This is a genomic window from Thioalkalivibrio sp. XN8 (genome assembly GCF_011058255.1).
Classification (GTDB): domain Bacteria; phylum Pseudomonadota; class Gammaproteobacteria; order Steroidobacterales; family XN24; genus XN24.
In genome coordinates, this window is the sequence record NZ_JAALFH010000019.1 from 13,198 (window position 1) to 28,726 (window position 15,529).

The following is a 15,529-nucleotide window of genomic DNA, read 5'->3' on the forward strand; positions in this document are numbered from 1 at the left end:
TTGAGGAGCGCCCCATAAGGCGGGGGCGAGCGTTGCATAGTAACGGAATCCCCGCCGGCGCTGCCAGTGCGCGGACGGCCTCAGGAAAGCAGCGCGGCGGCGACCGGCCGGAGCTCCGGCCGGTCGGCCCGGCTGGCCTGGCCGCGGCCTTGGACGACGTCCGCGAGGTCGTCGAGGGCGCGGCCGAAGTCGTCGTTCACCACGACGTAGTCGAACTCGTCCCAGTGCGAGATGTCGGTTGCGGCGTCGGCCAGCCGGCGCCGGATGACGCTCTCGGCATCGGTGCCGCGGCCGCGCAGGCGGCGCTCGAGTTCGGCGCGGGAGGGCGGCAGGATGAAGATGCCGACCGATTCGGGCATCTGGGCCTGCACCTGCCGTGCGCCCTGCCAGTCGATCTCCAGCACTACGCCGTGGCCGGCCGCCAGCAGCGAGTCCACCTGGCTGCGGGCGGTGCCGTAGCAGTTGTCGAACACCTGCGCGTGCTCGAGGAAGGCGCCGGCCGCCCGCATGCGCGCGAATTCTTCCCGCGTGACGAAATGGTAGTGCTGGCCGTCCTGCTCGCCGGGGCGCTGCGGCCGCGTGGTGTAGGACACCGAGAAGCGCAGCTCGGGCTGGCGCTCCATCAGCGCCCGCACCAGCGAGGTCTTGCCGGCGCCCGAGGGCGCGGCGATGACGAAGAGCCGGTTCTGCGCGGGCTCATTCGACATTCTGGACCTGCTCGCGCATCTGCTCGATCAGCACTTTAAGCTCCACGGCGATGCGGGTGGTGCGGGCGTCGACCGATTTCGAGCCGAGGGTGTTCGCCTCGCGATTGAACTCCTGCATCAGGAAATCCAGCCGGCGGCCGTTGGCCTCGTCGCGGGGGCTGGCGAGGATGCGCTGCGCCTCGGCCACGTGGGCGTCCAGCCGGTCCAGCTCCTCGTCCACGTCGATCTTGCCCAGCTGCAGGGCGAGTTCCTGCTCCAGCCGCTGCGGCTGGGCTTCCAGGTCGAGCGCCGCCAGGCGCTCGAGCAGCCGCGCCTGGAGCCCGGCGCGGATCTCCGGCAGCGCGGCGCGGGTCTCGGCCGCGAGGGCCGCGACGCCGTCCAGGCGCTCCGCCAGCACCGTCGCGAGATGAGCGCCTTCGCGGCGCCGGGCCTCGTCCAGCCCCGCCAGCGCTTCGTCGAGCGCCACGGTGGCCAGTTGCGCCAGCGGCTCCACGTCGCGCTCCTGTTCGCGCACCACGCCCGGCCAGCGCAGGATGTCCATGGTGCCCGGCAGGGCCAGGTCCCCGGCGCGCTCGCGGATGCGGGCGGCGGCCTCCGCGACCCGGGCCGCCAGCTCGAGGTCCAGGGACAGCTCGCGGTCGCTGGCCGGGTGCCAGGTCAGGCGCAGGGTGGCGTCGACCTTGCCGCGCTTCAGGCGCGCCGTGATCCGCTGGCGGAAGGCGGCCTCCAGCGGGCGCAGCTCTTCCGGCAGCCGCAGGCCGGTCTCCAGGTAGCGATGATTCACGGCGCGGAGCTCCCAGGCGACGGTGCCCCAGGGCGCGTCGCGTTCGCTGCGGGAGAAGCCCGTCATGCTACGGATCATGGCTGCATATCCATCGCGCGGTGAGCGTATACTGCCCGGTCTCGCGCCGAGTAAACGGGCGCGTAGTCTAGCAGAAGGCCGGGGATTCAATTGCGCTTCGAAACAGCCGAGATCAGCCTGCTCGGCGACCGGGAGGACAACCAGGACCGGCTTGCCGTCCACGAGGCGGCGGCGGGCCTGCTGCTGGTCGTTGCCGACGGGATGGGCGGGCACGCCGGCGGCGGCGCCGCCGCGAGCACGGCCGTCGCCAGCCTGGTGCAGAGTTTCGACCGCGCCAACGCGGACACTGATCCCGCCGGCTTCCTGGCCTGGGCGATCGCGCGCGCCCACGACGACGTCGTGGAGCTGGGCACGCGGGTCGGCATCGGCGCCGCGCCGCGCACCACGCTGGCCGCCTGCATCGTTCGCGACGGCGGGGCCGTCTGGGCCCACGTCGGCGACACGCGTGTCTACCATGCCCGCGACCGGGCGCTGGTGACCCGCACGCGCGATCACACCGCCATCGAGGCACTGCTGCAGGACGGCCTGATCAGCGAGGACGAGATTCCGGGCCACCCGATGCGCCACTACGTCGAGTTCTGCCTCGGCGGGTCATCGGAACAGCCGCTGGTGACCATCTCCGAGGCTGCCGCGCTGGCCCCGGGCGACCTGCTGCTGCTTTGTTCCGACGGCCTCTGGTCGAGCCTGGAGGACGCCGACCTGGCCGCCGGGCCGGACCCCGACATCAGCCTCGGCGACTGGCTGACGCGCATTGCGGGGCGGTCCGTGCGGGCCGCCGCGCCCTACAGCGACAACACCACGGCAGTCGCCCTGCGGGCGCGCGCGGACGGCAGCGAGGACGAGGCATGAGCAGACCCAGCAAGCGGCGCGCCGACGAGCTGCGCCCGGTGCGCTTCGAGCGCGGCTACCAGCAACACGCCGAGGGTTCGGTGCTGGTCGAGTTCGGCGGCACCCGCGTGCTGTGCTCGGCCAGCGTGGAAGAGCGCGTGCCACCCTTCCTCAAGGGCAAGGGCCAGGGCTGGGTGACGGCCGAATACGGCATGCTGCCGCGCGCGACCCATACCCGGAACCCGCGCGAGGCCGCCCGCGGCCGCCAGGGCGGGCGGACGCTGGAGATCCAGCGGCTGGTGGGCCGCAGCCTGCGCGCCGTGCTCGACCTGCGGGCGCTCGGCGAGCGCACCATCACCCTCGACTGCGACGTGATCCAGGCCGACGGCGGCACCCGCACGGCGGCGATCACCGGCGCCTACGTGGCGCTGGTCGATGCCGTGGCCGAGTTGCGGGCCCGGGGGCTGGCTGCGAACCCGGTCCACGGCCAGGTCGCGGCGGTATCGGTAGGGATCTACCGCGGCATGCCGGTGCTCGACCTGGACTACGCCGAGGATGCCGAGGCCGAGACCGATATGAACGTGGTGATGAACGACGCCGGCGCCTTTATCGAGCTGCAGGGAACAGCGGAGGGGCATGCCTTCCACCGGACGGAACTCGACCAGCTGCTCGAGCTGGCGGCCGGCGGCATCGGCCAGCTGCTGGCGCTGCAGCAGGCCGCGCTGGCGGAGTGAGCCGGATGTCGCGGCGCGTGGTCCTGGCCACCGGGAACGCCGGCAAGGTGCGCGAGATTGCCGCGGTGCTGGCGCCGGCAGGCCTCCAGATCGTCGCCCAGGCTGACTTCGGCCTGCAGTCGGCGGACGAGACCGGCGCCACCTTCATCGAGAACGCCCTGCTCAAGGCGCGCCATGCCGCTGCCGGCAGCGGCTTGCCCGCGATCGCCGACGATTCGGGCCTGGTGGTCGATGCTCTCGACGGCGCCCCCGGCATCCATTCGGCGCGCTATGCGGGCGCAGGCGGGGATGCGGCGAATGTCGCCAAGCTGCTGGCGGCGCTGGACGGCGTGCCGGCGGCGCAGCGCACGGCGCGTTTCGTCTGCGTGGCCGTGTATCTCCGCCACCCCGCCGATCCGCTGCCGCTGGTGTGCCAGGGCTGCTGGGAAGGCCGCATCGGGCCGGCGCCCCGCGGCGCCGGTGGCTTTGGCTACGACCCGGTGTTCCTGCCGCTCGGCGATGCGCGCACGGCCGCCGAACTGGCGCCGGCGGAGAAGAACGCCGCCAGCCACCGGGGCCGGGCCTTCGCGGAACTGCGCCGGCTGCTCGGCACAGGCGCCGCAGCTGCCGGGGGTGCGCCATAAGCGGCGAGTCCCCGGCGCTGCCGCCCCTGGGGGTCTACGTGCATCTGCCCTGGTGCGTGCGCAAATGCCCCTATTGCGACTTCAACAGCCACGAGCTGCGCGGGGCGGCGCCTTACGCCCGCTACATCGACGCCCTGCTGGCGGACCTCGAGGACGACCTGCCGCTGGCCGACGGCCGCGTCGCGGACACCGTCTTTTTCGGCGGCGGCACGCCCAGCCTCTGCCCGCCGGAGGAGCTCGGTCGCTTTCTCGCGGGCCTGGCGGCGCGCCTGCCGCTGGCGCCGGACGCGGAGATCACGCTCGAGGCGAATCCCGGCACCATCGAGCACGGCCGCTTCAGCGAGTTCGCGGCGGCGGGCGTGAATCGCGTCTCCCTGGGCGTGCAGAGCTTCCAGCCCGGCCTGCTGCAGGCCATCGGGCGCATCCACGACGCGCGCGAAGCGGGCCTGGCAATCGAAGAGCTGGCGCGCGCGGGCATCGACAACTTCAACCTTGACCTGATGTACGGCCTGCCGGGACAAAGTGCGGCGGCTGCCGCCGCCGACCTGGAGGCGGCCCTGCAGGCCGGGCCGCCGCACCTTTCGCTGTACCAGCTGACGCTCGAACCGGGCACGCCGTTCCACCGCCGGCCCCCCGAGCTGCCGGACGAGGACAGCTGCTGGGCGATGGAGTGTGCCGCGACCGAACGGCTGGCAGCGGCCGGCTACCGGCGCTACGAGGTTTCGGCCTGGGCCCGGCCGGGCCGGGAATGCCGCCACAACCTGAACTACTGGTCGTTCGGGGACTACCTCGGGCTGGGGGCGGGCGCTCACGGCAAGCTGACGCTTTCGGACGGGCGCGTGCTGCGCCGCCGCCGGCGCCGCCGGCCCCTGGGCTGGCTCGAGGGGCCGCGTCTCGAAGGGGAGGACCGGCCCGGGCCGGAGGCGCTGGTGTTCGAGTTCATGCTCAATGCGCTGCGGCTGGTCGATGGCTTCAGCGTCGAGAGCTTCGAAAGCCGTACCGGGCTGCCGGTCGCCGCGGCGCTGCCGGGGCTCGGGGAGGCCGAGCGACTCGGCCTGCTCACCGCCTCGGCAGCGGGCCGCTGGACGCCGACGGCACTTGGCCGCCGCTTTCTGAACGATGTGCAGGCACTGTTCCTGCCGGTGGGCGGGGCCTGACGGGACAAGTACTTATGCACACCGTCCGGATGCCGGTCGCGCGGACGCCGGCGCTGCCGCTCACGAGAGGCCTCGATCCCCGGACCGGGCGCCCCGACAAGGCGTAACCTGCTGTTTCTGTTGAGGCCATAAGGGGATGGTCATTTTTTGTCCAATTTGAGTCGCGCAGGAAAAATGCCGCGTCCGGGAACATTCATCAAGCCTTGATGCACAGAGTTATCCACAGGTTTTGTGGATAATCCCCGAACCTCCAGCATGGGACTCTCTTTAGCGCATGGAACTTAAAGCGCTTCCTCAATATCGTGTTGCGATGCAACGGAAGCGGGGCCGTCGTGGCCGCCGCGCCCGGCCAGCCGCCACGGCGCGGCCGGACCCGGGCCGCATGCCCAGGCTCTTGCCGTGGCCGCCACTGCTCGCTATGATGGCCCGCTTTTCCAACGACGCCCCTTTCGGGAAGGCCGACCATGAAGCCGAACATTCATCCTGAGTACTCCGAGATCAAGGTGGTCTGCAGCTGCGGCAACACCTTCACCACGCGCTCCACCCTGGGCGAGGAGCTGCACGTGGAAGTCTGTTCCCAGTGCCATCCCTTCTACACCGGCAAGCAGAAGATCATCGACGCCGGCGGCCGGGTGGACAAGTTCCGCAAGAAGTACGGTGGCCTGAGCGCCTGACGCGCCGCTCGCCGGCAGTCATCGACGAAGGGGTGCCCGGTGGCACCCCTTTTGTTTTTCTGCGCCGCGACATGGCCCGACCCCTGGATTATAATTTCGGCCCCCCGATCGGGGCCCGCTTCGATCCACCAGGAAGGCCAGCATGAGCGAGAAGACCCTCACCATCATCAACGACGCCAACGGCAAGCGGCTGGAGATGCCGGTCCGCAGCGGTACTGTCGGGCCCGACGTGGTCGACATCGGCGGGTTGTACAAGAACCTCGGCGTCTTCACGCTGGACCCCGGCTTCGTCTCGACGGCCAGCTGCGAAAGCAGCATCACCTACATCGACGGGGACGAGGGCGTCCTGCTCTATCGCGGCTACCCGGTGGACCAGCTGGCGGAGCGCAGCAGCTTCCTCGAGGTTGCCTACCTGCTCCTGCAGGGCGAGTTGCCGAACCGCAGCGAGCTGGAGGCCTTCACCCACATCATCACGACGCACACGATGATCAACGAGACCTTGCTGCGTCACTTCAACGGCTTCCACCACAACGCCCACCCGATGGCGATGCTCTCCTCGGTGGTCGGCTCGATGTCGGCCTTCTATCACGACTCGACCGACATCGAGAGCACGCGGCACCGCGAGATCTTCGCCCACCGGATCATCGCCAAGATCCCGACCATCGCCGCCGCGGCGTACAAGCACTCGGTCGGCCAGCCTTTCGTCTACCCGCGCAACGACCTGGATTACTGCAGCAACCTGCTGCACATGTTCTTCGCCGTGCCCTGCGACCAGTACCGCGTGGACCCGGTGGCGGCGGAGGCGCTGGACCTGCTGTTCATCCTGCACGCCGACCACGAGCAGAATGCCAGCACCTCCACGGTGCGGCTGGCGGGCAGCTCCGGCACCAATCCGTACGCGGCCATCTCGGCCGGCATCGCCACGCTCTGGGGCCCCGCGCACGGCGGCGCCAACGAGGCGGTGCTGAACATGCTGGAGAGGATCGGCTCGGTCGAGAACATCCCGAAGTTCATCGCCAAGGCCAAGGACAAGGACGATCCCTTCCGCCTGATGGGCTTCGGCCACCGCGTCTACAAGAACTTCGACCCGCGCGCCAAGCTGATCCGGACCATGTGCCACAAGGTGCTCAACCGGCTCGGCCACACCGACTCGCCGTTGTTCGAGCTGGCGTTGCGGCTGGAGGAGATCGCGCTCGAGGACGAGTACTTCATCGAGCGCAAGCTCTATCCCAACGTCGATTTCTACTCGGGGATCATCTACCGGGCCCTGGGTATCCCGACCTCGATGTTCACGGTGATGTTCGCTATCGCCCGCACGGTCGGCTGGGTGGCGCACTGGCAGGAAATGATCGTCGATCCGAAGCGCCGCATCGGCCGGCCGCGGCAGCTCTATACCGGGGCCGGCCGCCGCGATTACGTCCCGATCGAGCGGCGCAGCGGCTGAGGACGGCCTAGGCCGGCGCGGCGAGCAGCTGCTCGACTTCCTCGGGCCGGGCGCGGCGCATGGGCCCGCCCGACACCGGGCAGACCGGCGCCTCGCGCAGCGCCTGTTCGGGGAACACCACCGCCTCGATCGCGGCCCCGCCGAGGTCGAAGGCGAAGCTCGGATAGGTCGCGTGACCGCCGTTGCAGAGGCGCAGGCGGCGCTCCCCCGCCTGGTAGCGGATGCCGCGCTCCAGCAGCAGGAAGGCAACCTCCTCGGGCACGTCCACGAAGAGGTGCAGGGAGACGTCGCTGTGCGGCGTGGCGGTACCGGCTAGCACCGGCCCCACGAGCCGCGGCCGGAAGCGCTGGAGCAGGTCCATCCCGCGCAGCGCCTCCGCGCGCAGGGCGCGGAGATTTTCCTCGTGCTCCGCGCCGCCGAACAGGCGCTGCTGGGCCGCCAGGGCATCGGCGATCTCCTGGTTGGCGGGCATGGCATGCCGGTCCAGGATGCCCAGCCGGTCGGCGGCCTTGCGCTTGGCCAGCAGGAAATCCCTGACCCCCTGCTCCCGCATGATGCGGGCCGCCTCCTCGGCCACTCGCGCGCGGACTTCACCGCTCCTGGTTGTCGATCGCCGTCCCATGGTGCGCCTCCGCTCAGAACAGGGGGTCGTCCTCCCGCTCGCCTGCCGCAGGGAACTGCGACTCGCCCGGGGCCGCGGCTGCGGGGACGTTACCGACGCGGAAGGTCTCGAAGATCGCCCCGGGTTCGCCGGCGCGGGCGAGTTCGCCGGTTTCCGCCGAGATGCGCACGGTCACCAGCCCGGGCGGTTGCGGGACCCGGCTTGCTGAGGTGCCGGCGAGGGCCGGGCCCATGAAATCGATCCACAACGGCAGGGCGGTCGAGCCGCCGGCCTCGCCTCGGCCGAGCGGGCGCTCCTGGTCGAAGCCCACCCAGGCCGTCGCGACCACATCGCCGTTGTAGCCGGCAAACCAGGTGTCCCGCCCGTCGTTGGTGGTGCCGGTCTTGCCGGCGAGATCGCTGCGCCCGAGACTGCGGGCGCGTGCGCCGGTGCCGCGCGTGACCACGTCGCGCAGCATGCTGTCGATCAGCCAGGCGTTGGCGGCCGCCACGGCGCGCGGCGGCTGCTCGATCTCTACCATCGGAAATTCGGGTGGCGGGTCCGTGGAGGCTGTCTCGGTCGGCGCCGCCGCCGCCGCAGCCTGCTCGATCTCGCAGGCGGCGCAGGCCCAGGCGGGCTCGTGGCGGTACAGCAGGTCCTCGTCGGGCCCGTAGATGCGGTCGATGAAGTAGGGCTCCACGAGAAAGCCGCCGTTGGCAAAGGCGGCGTAGCCGGTGGCCAGCTCCAGCGGTGTCGCCGTCCCGCTGCCCAAGGCCAGCGTCAGGTTGCGGGGGAGCGCATCGGGCGGGAAGCCGAAGTTCGCGGCGTGTGCCGCGGCAAAGTTGATGCCGATTCGTTCCAGCAGCCGGATCGAGACCAGGTTGCGAGACTGCACCAGCGCTTCCCGCAGCCGCATCGGCCCGTAGAAGCGGCCGGTGTAGTTCTGCGGCCGCCAGGTGTCCTCGAGTCCCGGGTCGTCGTATACCACCGGGGCGTCGATGATCACCGTGGCGGCGGTCAGGCCCCGCTCCAGCGCGGCGGAGTAGACGAAGGGCTTGAAGGCGGAGCCGGGCTGGCGCCGCGCCTGGGTGGCGCGATTGAACTTGCTGTACTCGAAATCGAGGCCGCCGCTGAGCGCGACCACCGCCCCGTCGTGTGGATCCAGGGCGACCAGCGCACCCTGTACGTCCGGCGCCTGCGCCAGCCGCCAGGCCTCGTCTTCCGCGCGGACCATGATTACGTCGCCCGGCGCCAGCACGTCCCCCGTCGTCTCGGGGGCCGCGCCCGCGCGGTCGTCGTCGATGTACGGGCGCGCCCAGGCCATGTCGGCGAAGGCCAGGCGCGCCTCCCCGGCGCCGCGCACCAGCACGCCGGCGCCCTCCTCGTCCACACTGAGCACCAGTGCGGCGCGGAGTTCCGCCGGCTCCGGATAGCCCTCCAGCAGCGTGGCGGCTTCCGCGAGCGTCGCGGGCACAGTGTCGAGCCGCGCGAGCGGCCCGCGATAGCCGTGGCGCTGGTCGTAGCTGCGCAGCCCGGAGCGCACGGCTGCCTGGGCGAGGGGCTGCAGCCGGCTGTCGACGGTGGTTACGACGACGTAGCCCCGGGTGTAAGCCTCGGCGCCGAAGCGCTCGAGCATCTCCCGCCGCGCCATCTCCGCAACCCAGGGCGCGGCGAGCCGGACCTGGGCGCCGTGGACCTTCGAAACCACGGGCTCGGCCATGGCCGCGTCCAGCTCGGCCTGGTCGATCACGCCGGTTTCGAGCATGCGCCGCAGCACGTAGGCGCGGCGGGCGCGGGCGCGCTCCGGGTTGGTGACCGGGTTGTCGATGGAGGGCAGCCGCCCGATGCCGGCGATCAGCGCTATCTCGCCGAGCGTGAGCGCGTCGATGGTCTTGCCGAAATACACCTCGGCGGCGGCGCCCACGCCGTAGGCGCGCTGGCCGAGGAAAATCTTGTTGAGGTAGAGCTCGAGTATTTCTTCCTTGGAGAGCAGGTGCTCGATACGGAACGACAGGAAGATTTCCCGCACCTTGCGGGAAATGGTCTTCTCCCGGCTGAGGAAGAAGTTGCGCGCCACCTGCATGGTGATGGTGCCGCCGCCCTGGGACGGCTCGCCCGTCAGGGCCACGGCCACAGCCGCGCGCGTGAGACCCTGCCAGTCCACGCCGGGATGCTCGAAGAAACGGTCGTCCTCCGCCGCCAGGAAGGCGCGCTGCAGCCGCTCGGGGACCTGGTCGAGCTGCAGGGGGACGCGGCGCTGCTCGCCGAACTCCGCCAGCAGCAGGCCATCCCGGCTGTATACCCGCATCGGGACCTGCAGCTGTACTTCGCGCAGCGACTCGGGGTCCGGCAGGCTCGGCGCAACGTAGTAATAGGCGCCGATCGCCGCCAGGGCGAGACCGATGAGAGCCATCGAAGCGAAGGCGACGAGGCCGTAGGCGAAGCGCAGGAGGATGTTCATGCGGACGTAGCGGATAACTTGCCTTTCGGCGAAGCGCCCAGAATACTAGCATCTACCCGGGCGCGCCCCTTGGGGGCGTGACCGCCGAGAAGTGGAGCCAGGAAGGTTCCCGGGGCGGATCCGGCCTTGCTGTGGGGGCAGCTGCTTGAGTCCATTGCGGAGTCGACATGACGTTTCGGCGGCGGCCCGACAGGTGCCGCCCGTAACCGGTGTCCGCCGGTCCGGCTCGTCCCTCCGCCGCCCGCCTGCCTGCCCCGCACGACCTTATGTAATATGCGAACCCGTGACCCGGATCACGGATTCCGCCCGGAGTTCTCCGGCACTGTTGGCACGCTGCTCGGCCAAAGGTCGGCAGCCGGTAGCTGGCGCGCCGTTGCATTAGTTAATGTCGTAGTCTATCTTCGCTTTCCAAGCCCCGGATGCAAAAGGAAATTTAAAGTGCTGTTCCGGAGATCCGCCAAGCCCTTGCTGGGGCTGGACATCACGACTTCCTCAGTGAAGCTGATCGAGCTGTCGAAGTCCGGGGAAACCTACCGGGTCGAGGCCTTTGCCGCCGAGGCGACCCCGCTCAACGCCGTCAACGAGAAAGCCATCGTCGACGCCCAGGTCGTTGGCGAGGCCGTGCGGCGCGCCGTCAAGCGCTCGGGCGCGCGCTCCCGCGACGCAGCCGTCGCGATCAGCGGCGACGCCGCCATCACCAAGATCATCCAGCTGCCCGCGAGCTTCAGCGAGAGCGAACTCGAGGGCCAGGTCGCGCTGCAGGCCGACCAGTACATCCCCTTCCCGATGGAAGAAGTCAGCTACGACTTCGAGGTCGTCGGCCCGACCGAGCACGACCCGGACATGCTCGACGTGCTGCTGGTGGCGACCCGGACCGAAAACGTCGAGCAGCGCCAGGCCGCCGTGGAAGCCGCGGGCCTCAAGGCGGTGATCGTCGACGTCGAGGCCTTCACGGTCGAGAATGCGTGCCAGTTGTTGCGCCACCAGATGCCCGAGGAAGGCATGGGTCACAACATCGCGGTGATGGATTTCGGCGCCAGCAGCACCACCTTCAGCGTGCTGCGCGACCTGCGCGTAACCTACACCCGCGATTTCGCCTTCGGCGGGCAGCAGCTCACCGAGGAGATCATGCGCACCTACGGCCTGACGCTGGAAGAAGCCGGCCGGGCCAAGAAGGAAGGCGGCTTGCCCAGCAATTACGAGCCCGAGATTCTCGAGCCCTTTATCGACGACATGACCCAGCAGGTCAGTCGGTCGCTGCAGTTCTTCCTTGCCTCCGGCACGAACCGCGAACAGCCCGAGCAGATCCTTATCTGTGGCGGCTGCGCGAACATCCCGGGCGTCGCCGACGTGATCGGCAGCCGGGTCGGCATCCCGACCCAGGTCGGCAACCCGCTGGGCATGATGAAGATTTCTTCCCGGGCTCGCTCCCAGGGCGTGATGAAGGACGCCACCGCCTTGCTGACGGCTTGCGGGCTGGCGCTGAGGAGCTTTGACTGATGCCGCGCATTAACCTGTTGCCCTGGCGCGCCGAACAGCGCAAGGAACGCCAGAAGAACTTCGCGGTGGCCTCGATCGCCGCGGTGCTGTTGGGTGCGCTCATCATGTTGCTGGTGAACATCTACCTGCAGGGACGGATCGACTACCAGAAGGCGCGCAACCAGCGCCTTGAGCAGGAGATTGCGCGCCTCGACAACCAGATCAAGGAGATCCGGGACCTGCGCCTGCGCAAAGAGCGGCTGCTGGCCCGCATGGCGGCGATCGACGACCTGCAGCGGGCCCGGCCGGAGGCCGTTTATCTCTTCGATCAGCTCGTGGCGGTGATGCCCGAAGGCGTCTACCTGACCGAGTTCACGCAGAACGGGCGCAACTTGCTGTTCCGGGGCGTCGCGGAGTCGAGCACCCGCGTCTCCGCGCTGATGCGCAACATCGCCGGTTCCCCGTACCTGGGCAATCCCGTGCTCGAGGTCGTGCAGTCCGGCCAGGAGCAGCGGGGCGAGACGCAGCCGGCCATCGGCCGCCGGGCCCAGTTCGCCCTCGCGGCCCAGCAGCTGAGCACCACGGATGAGGGGGGCGAGTGAGATGAATTACCTCGAGCAGCTCCGCACCCTGGACTTCAAGGACGTCGGCCGCTGGCCGCTGCTGTTCCACGCGGTCGCGGTCGGCATGATCTTCGTGCTGGTCGCCGTCGGCGGCACCTATTACTTCGTCTGGCGCAACAAGGTTCCGCAGCTGGAGCAGGTGGAGCGCCAGGAGATCGATCTGCGCGCGACTTTCGAGAGTCGCCAGGAACTCGCCGCCAACCTCGAGGCCTACCAGGCCCAGCTGGCCGAGGTGGAGCAGACCTTCGGCGCCATGCTGCGCCAGCTCCCGGGCGAGACCGAGGTGCCGAGCCTGCTGGTGGACATCTCCCAGACCGGCCTGGCGGCGGGGCTCGAGGAGCGGCTGTTCCAGCCCCTGAGCGAAGTCAGCCACGAGGCCTACAGCGAGCTTCCCATCAGGATGCAGGTGGTCGGCACATACCACGAGCTCGGTAACTTCGTCAGCGGCGTCGTGGGCCTGCCGCGTATCGTGACCCTGCACGACATCACCCTGCGCCCTGAGCAGCAGCGGGATGGCCAAAGCAGCGGGCGGCTGGTGATGGACGTCACGGCGAAGACCTACCGCTATCTCGAGCACGAGGGCGGCGGCCAATGACGAATTCCAACAAGATCCTGCTGATCCTGGCGCTGGCGCTCACGGTGGCAACCACCTCAGGCTGCGCGCGCAGCATGTCCGATCTCGACCAGTACATCGCCCAGGTCAATGCGCGCCCGGGCGGGGCGATCGAGCCCCTGCCCCAGATCACGACCTACGAGACCGTGGCCTACGAGCGTGTCGACGCCCGCTCGCCCTTCGTGCCCGACCTGCCGGCCGCGGGCCGCGACGACGGCGGCGTGCGCCCGGATGCGACCCGCAAGCGGGAGTACCTGGAAGGTTTCCCGCTGGACACCTTCCGGATGGTGGGAACGCTTTACAAGGACGGGCAGCTCTTCGGGCTGGTCCAGACCAGTGACAAGCTCATTCACAGGGTAGTGGTGGGCAATTACGTCGGCCAGAACGACGGCCGGATCATTTCAATCACCGAATCGGCCATCCAGCTGCTGGAAATCGTGCCGGATGGTCTCGGCGGATACACCGAGCGCGCGGCCACCATCGGGCTGGGTGAGACATGAATTTCGGGGAGAAGGTACTCATGATGCGCGATCACAGGCGGAGCAACAGGATGGACGCAGCCCCGGCGAGGTCGCGCCGTACATGGTGGGCACTCGCTGCGCTGCCCTTGTTATGGCTGACCGCTGCGGCCCAGGCCCAGGAGCTGCAACTCACCGATCTCGAGGTCAGCACGCTGCCGGGCAACCGCCTGGTGCTCGTGATGACGACCAGCGGCCCGGCCCCGGAGCCCTTGTCCTTCACCATCGAGGAACCGGCCCGGATTTCGCTCGACCTGCCCGGGGTCAGTCTCGGTTCGGCCGAGCGTCGCCGCGAGATCAAGCGCGGCGCGCTGGATACGATCATGCTCGCGGAGGCCCAGGGCCGCACCCGCGTGGTGCTCAACCTGGATGTGATGGTGCCCTACGAAACCACCGTGGAGGGCAACCGCATCAGCGTGACGCTGGGCGAAGCCGGCCAGGCCGCGAGCCCGGCCCGTGCCAGCGCCTTCGGCCAGGCATCCGGTGCGGTCGCGGCGGCCGAAGCGGCCCGGGGACGCATCACCGACATCGACTTCCGCCGCGGCGCCGACGGCGCCGGGCGGGTCATCGTGTCGCTGAGCGACCCGTCCATCGGGGTCGATATCCGCGAGGACCTCGACCGGACCGTGGTCGAGCTCCGCAACGCCACCCTTCCCGACGAGCTGCTGCGCAGCCTCGACGTGCTGGACTTTGCGACCCCGGTGCAGGCTATCGACAGCATCCGCTTCCCGGGCGGCGCGCGCCTGGTGATCCAGGTCGCCGGCGACTACGAGCGGCTGGCCTACCAGGCCGATAACCAGCTCAACATCGAGTTCCGCGCCGTCGAGCGGCAGGATCCGACCGAGTTCGGCGTGTTCGACGAGCGCAAGCAGTACGCCGGCGAGCGCCTCACCCTGAACTTCCAGGACATCGAAGTCCGGGCCGTGCTCCAGCTGCTGGCCGAAACCAGCGGCCTGAACATGGTGGTCAGCGACTCGGTCGCCGGCAACGTCACGCTCCGCCTCGACAACGTCCCGTGGGACCAGGCGCTGGACATCATCCTGGCCACCAAGGGTCTCGACATGAGGCAGGTCGGCAACGTCATCCTGGTCGCGCCGGCGCCCGAGATCGCCGCCCGCGAGCGCCAGGAGCTCGAGTCGAAGCAGGAGATCCAGGAGCTGTCGCCGCTGCGCAGCGAGTTCCTGCAGGTCAACTACGCCAAAGCCGCCGACCTGGCCAACCTGATCAGCGACGGCGGCGGCGAAGGCTCGCTGCTGTCCGACCGCGGCCGCGTCAGCATCGACGAGCGCACCAACACGCTGCTGGTGTACGACACGGCCGAGCGCATCGCGGACATCCGCCGCCTGGTCGCGGCGCTCGACATCCCGGTCCGCCAGGTGCTGATCGAGTCCCGCATCGTGGTGGCCAACGACGACTTCAGCCGCGAGCTGGGCGTGCGCATGGGCGCCACCTTCGTGCGCGAGAACGGTTCCGACGGCGTCATCTCCGTCACCGGTTCGGGCACGGGCACCGACACCATCACCAGCTCCGCGCTGGACAACCTCAACCAGACCGGCTCCGCCTTCCCGGTGCAGCTGCCCGGCCTGGACGACCGCTACAACGTCAACCTGCCGGTCAGCGAGGCCACCAGCCGCATCGGCATGGCGATCCTCGGCTCCGATTACCTGGTCGACCTCGAGCTCTCCGCCGCCCAGGCCGAGGGCCGCGGCGAGATCGTGTCGAGCCCGCGGGTGATCACGGCGAACCAGAAGGAAGCCCAGATCGAACAGGGTGTCGAGATTCCCTACCAGGAGTCGGCCTCCAGCGGCGCGACCGCGACCCAGTTCAAGAAGGCGGTGCTCAGCCTGACCGTGACGCCCCAGATCACGCCGGACGATCGCATCATCATCGACCTCGAGGTGACGCAGGACACGGTCGGCGAGTTCGTGCCCAGCGCCACCGGCGGGCTGGTGCCCAGCATCGACACCCGCCGCATCATGACGCAGGTCCTGGTGAACGACGGCGACACGGTGGTCCTCGGCGGCATCTTCGAGACCGAGCGGCGGGACGCCGAAGACAAGGTGCCGGTGCTGGGCGACATCCCGTTCGTCGGCAACCTCTTCAAGCGCACCAACAAGGTGTCGAACAAGCGCGAGCTGCTGATCTTCGTAACGCCCAAGATCCTGCGCGAAGGCAGCAACATCTACTGAATCCCGGGAGTTGATG

15 protein-coding genes are annotated in these 15,529 nt (G+C 69.5%); 11 read left to right on the plus strand and 4 right to left on the minus strand.

Translation table 11 applies throughout. The features are described 5' to 3' along the window. Nucleotides 1-80 precede the first annotated feature (80 nt). Together gmk and G6N75_RS02610 are read right to left on the minus strand one after the other, a co-directional pair. Nucleotides 81-707, minus strand: coding sequence for a guanylate kinase (gmk, locus tag G6N75_RS02605; protein ID WP_165346512.1), 627 nt, complete (start codon nt 705-707; stop codon nt 81-83). Next, nucleotides 697-1,569 carry a YicC/YloC family endoribonuclease gene (locus tag G6N75_RS02610; protein ID WP_165346513.1) on the minus strand — a complete coding sequence of 291 codons (873 nt, stop codon included), beginning with the start codon at nt 1,567-1,569 and terminating at the stop codon, nt 697-699. The genes gmk and G6N75_RS02610 overlap by 11 nt, the downstream gene beginning before the upstream one ends. A gap of 90 nt (nt 1,570-1,659) precedes the next feature. On the opposite strand from G6N75_RS02610, the gene G6N75_RS02615 reads away from it, so the two are divergent. The 6 genes from G6N75_RS02615 to G6N75_RS02640 all read left to right on the plus strand — a co-directional run bounded on the left by G6N75_RS02615 (nt 1,660) and on the right by G6N75_RS02640 (nt 7,029). Next, complete coding sequence (locus tag G6N75_RS02615; protein ID WP_165346514.1) at nt 1,660-2,418, plus strand: protein phosphatase 2C domain-containing protein; 759 nt, start codon at nt 1,660-1,662, stop codon at nt 2,416-2,418. Next, complete coding sequence (gene rph / locus G6N75_RS02620) at nt 2,415-3,131, plus strand: ribonuclease PH (protein ID WP_165346515.1); 717 nt, start codon at nt 2,415-2,417, stop codon at nt 3,129-3,131. Before G6N75_RS02615 ends, rph begins: the two co-directional genes overlap by 4 nt. Nucleotides 3,132-3,136: 5 nt before the next feature. Then, a complete protein-coding gene (gene rdgB / locus G6N75_RS02625) occupies nt 3,137-3,754 on the plus strand; it encodes an RdgB/HAM1 family non-canonical purine NTP pyrophosphatase (protein WP_165346516.1) in 618 nt (205 codons plus the stop codon). Between the two features lie 38 nt (nt 3,755-3,792). After that, nucleotides 3,793-4,911 (plus strand): radical SAM family heme chaperone HemW, encoded by a 1,119-nt coding sequence (gene hemW, locus G6N75_RS02630; RefSeq protein WP_346765473.1) that lies wholly within the window; start codon nt 3,793-3,795, stop codon nt 4,909-4,911. A 464-nt stretch (nt 4,912-5,375) separates the two neighbouring features. Then, a complete protein-coding gene (gene rpmE / locus G6N75_RS02635) occupies nt 5,376-5,585 on the plus strand; it encodes a 50S ribosomal protein L31 (protein ID WP_165346517.1) in 210 nt (69 codons plus the stop codon). 142 nt (nt 5,586-5,727) lie between these two features. Continuing rightward, the gene (locus G6N75_RS02640) at nt 5,728-7,029 is read left to right on the plus strand and encodes a citrate synthase (protein WP_165346518.1); all 1,302 of its coding nucleotides are present in this window, start codon (nt 5,728-5,730) and stop codon (nt 7,027-7,029) included. Between the two features lie 7 nt (nt 7,030-7,036). Here G6N75_RS02640 and G6N75_RS02645 read toward each other — a convergent pair whose 3' ends face one another. Further along, entirely contained in the window at nt 7,037-7,651 is a 615-nt protein-coding gene (locus tag G6N75_RS02645; protein ID WP_165346519.1) for a hypothetical protein, read from the minus strand. Between the two features lie 13 nt (nt 7,652-7,664). Next, nucleotides 7,665-10,091, minus strand: a complete 2,427-nt coding sequence (locus G6N75_RS02650; RefSeq protein ID WP_165346520.1) for a penicillin-binding protein 1A — start codon at nt 10,089-10,091, stop codon at nt 7,665-7,667. A gap of 438 nt (nt 10,092-10,529) precedes the next feature. Here G6N75_RS02650 and G6N75_RS02655 point away from each other — a divergent pair, with 438 nt between their 5' ends. Genes G6N75_RS02655 through pilQ form a run of 5 tightly spaced genes read left to right on the plus strand, consistent with a single transcriptional unit; the run spans nt 10,530 to nt 15,513 of the window. Further along, nucleotides 10,530-11,591, plus strand: a complete 1,062-nt coding sequence (locus tag G6N75_RS02655) for a pilus assembly protein PilM (RefSeq protein WP_346765474.1) — start codon at nt 10,530-10,532, stop codon at nt 11,589-11,591. Further along, nucleotides 11,591-12,172 (plus strand): PilN domain-containing protein, encoded by a 582-nt coding sequence (locus tag G6N75_RS02660; protein WP_165346522.1) that lies wholly within the window; start codon nt 11,591-11,593, stop codon nt 12,170-12,172. The genes G6N75_RS02655 and G6N75_RS02660 overlap by 1 nt, the downstream gene beginning before the upstream one ends. Nucleotide 12,173: 1 nt before the next feature. After that, nucleotides 12,174-12,788, plus strand: a complete 615-nt coding sequence (locus tag G6N75_RS02665; RefSeq protein ID WP_165346523.1) for a type 4a pilus biogenesis protein PilO — start codon at nt 12,174-12,176, stop codon at nt 12,786-12,788. Next, the gene (locus tag G6N75_RS02670) at nt 12,785-13,306 is read left to right on the plus strand and encodes a pilus assembly protein PilP (protein ID WP_165346524.1); all 522 of its coding nucleotides are present in this window, start codon (nt 12,785-12,787) and stop codon (nt 13,304-13,306) included. Before G6N75_RS02665 ends, G6N75_RS02670 begins: the two co-directional genes overlap by 4 nt. A gap of 50 nt (nt 13,307-13,356) precedes the next feature. Then, nucleotides 13,357-15,513, plus strand: a complete 2,157-nt coding sequence (gene pilQ, locus G6N75_RS02675) for a type IV pilus secretin PilQ (protein WP_165346525.1) — start codon at nt 13,357-13,359, stop codon at nt 15,511-15,513. The last annotated feature ends 16 nt before the right edge of the window (nt 15,514-15,529 follow it).

Bases quoted from the DNA above. Each gene is read 5' to 3' on its own strand.
- gmk (WP_165346512.1), bottom strand. From the start codon at position 707: ATGTCGAATGAGCCCGCGCAGAACCGGCTCTTCGTCATCGCCGCGCCC.
- G6N75_RS02610 (WP_165346513.1), bottom strand. From the start codon at position 1,569: ATGATCCGTAGCATGACGGGCTTCTCCCGCAGCGAACGCGACGCGCCC.
- rph (WP_165346515.1), top strand. From the start codon at position 2,415: ATGAGCAGACCCAGCAAGCGGCGCGCCGACGAGCTGCGCCCGGTGCGC.
- rdgB (WP_165346516.1), top strand. From the start codon at position 3,137: ATGTCGCGGCGCGTGGTCCTGGCCACCGGGAACGCCGGCAAGGTGCGC.
- rpmE (WP_165346517.1), top strand. From the start codon at position 5,376: ATGAAGCCGAACATTCATCCTGAGTACTCCGAGATCAAGGTGGTCTGC.
- G6N75_RS02640 (WP_165346518.1), top strand. From the start codon at position 5,728: ATGAGCGAGAAGACCCTCACCATCATCAACGACGCCAACGGCAAGCGG.
- G6N75_RS02645 (WP_165346519.1), bottom strand. From the start codon at position 7,651: ATGGGACGGCGATCGACAACCAGGAGCGGTGAAGTCCGCGCGCGAGTG.
- G6N75_RS02650 (WP_165346520.1), bottom strand. From the start codon at position 10,091: ATGAACATCCTCCTGCGCTTCGCCTACGGCCTCGTCGCCTTCGCTTCG.
- G6N75_RS02660 (WP_165346522.1), top strand. From the start codon at position 11,591: ATGCCGCGCATTAACCTGTTGCCCTGGCGCGCCGAACAGCGCAAGGAA.
- G6N75_RS02665 (WP_165346523.1), top strand. From the start codon at position 12,174: ATGAATTACCTCGAGCAGCTCCGCACCCTGGACTTCAAGGACGTCGGC.
- G6N75_RS02670 (WP_165346524.1), top strand. From the start codon at position 12,785: ATGACGAATTCCAACAAGATCCTGCTGATCCTGGCGCTGGCGCTCACG.
- pilQ (WP_165346525.1), top strand. From the start codon at position 13,357: ATGGACGCAGCCCCGGCGAGGTCGCGCCGTACATGGTGGGCACTCGCT.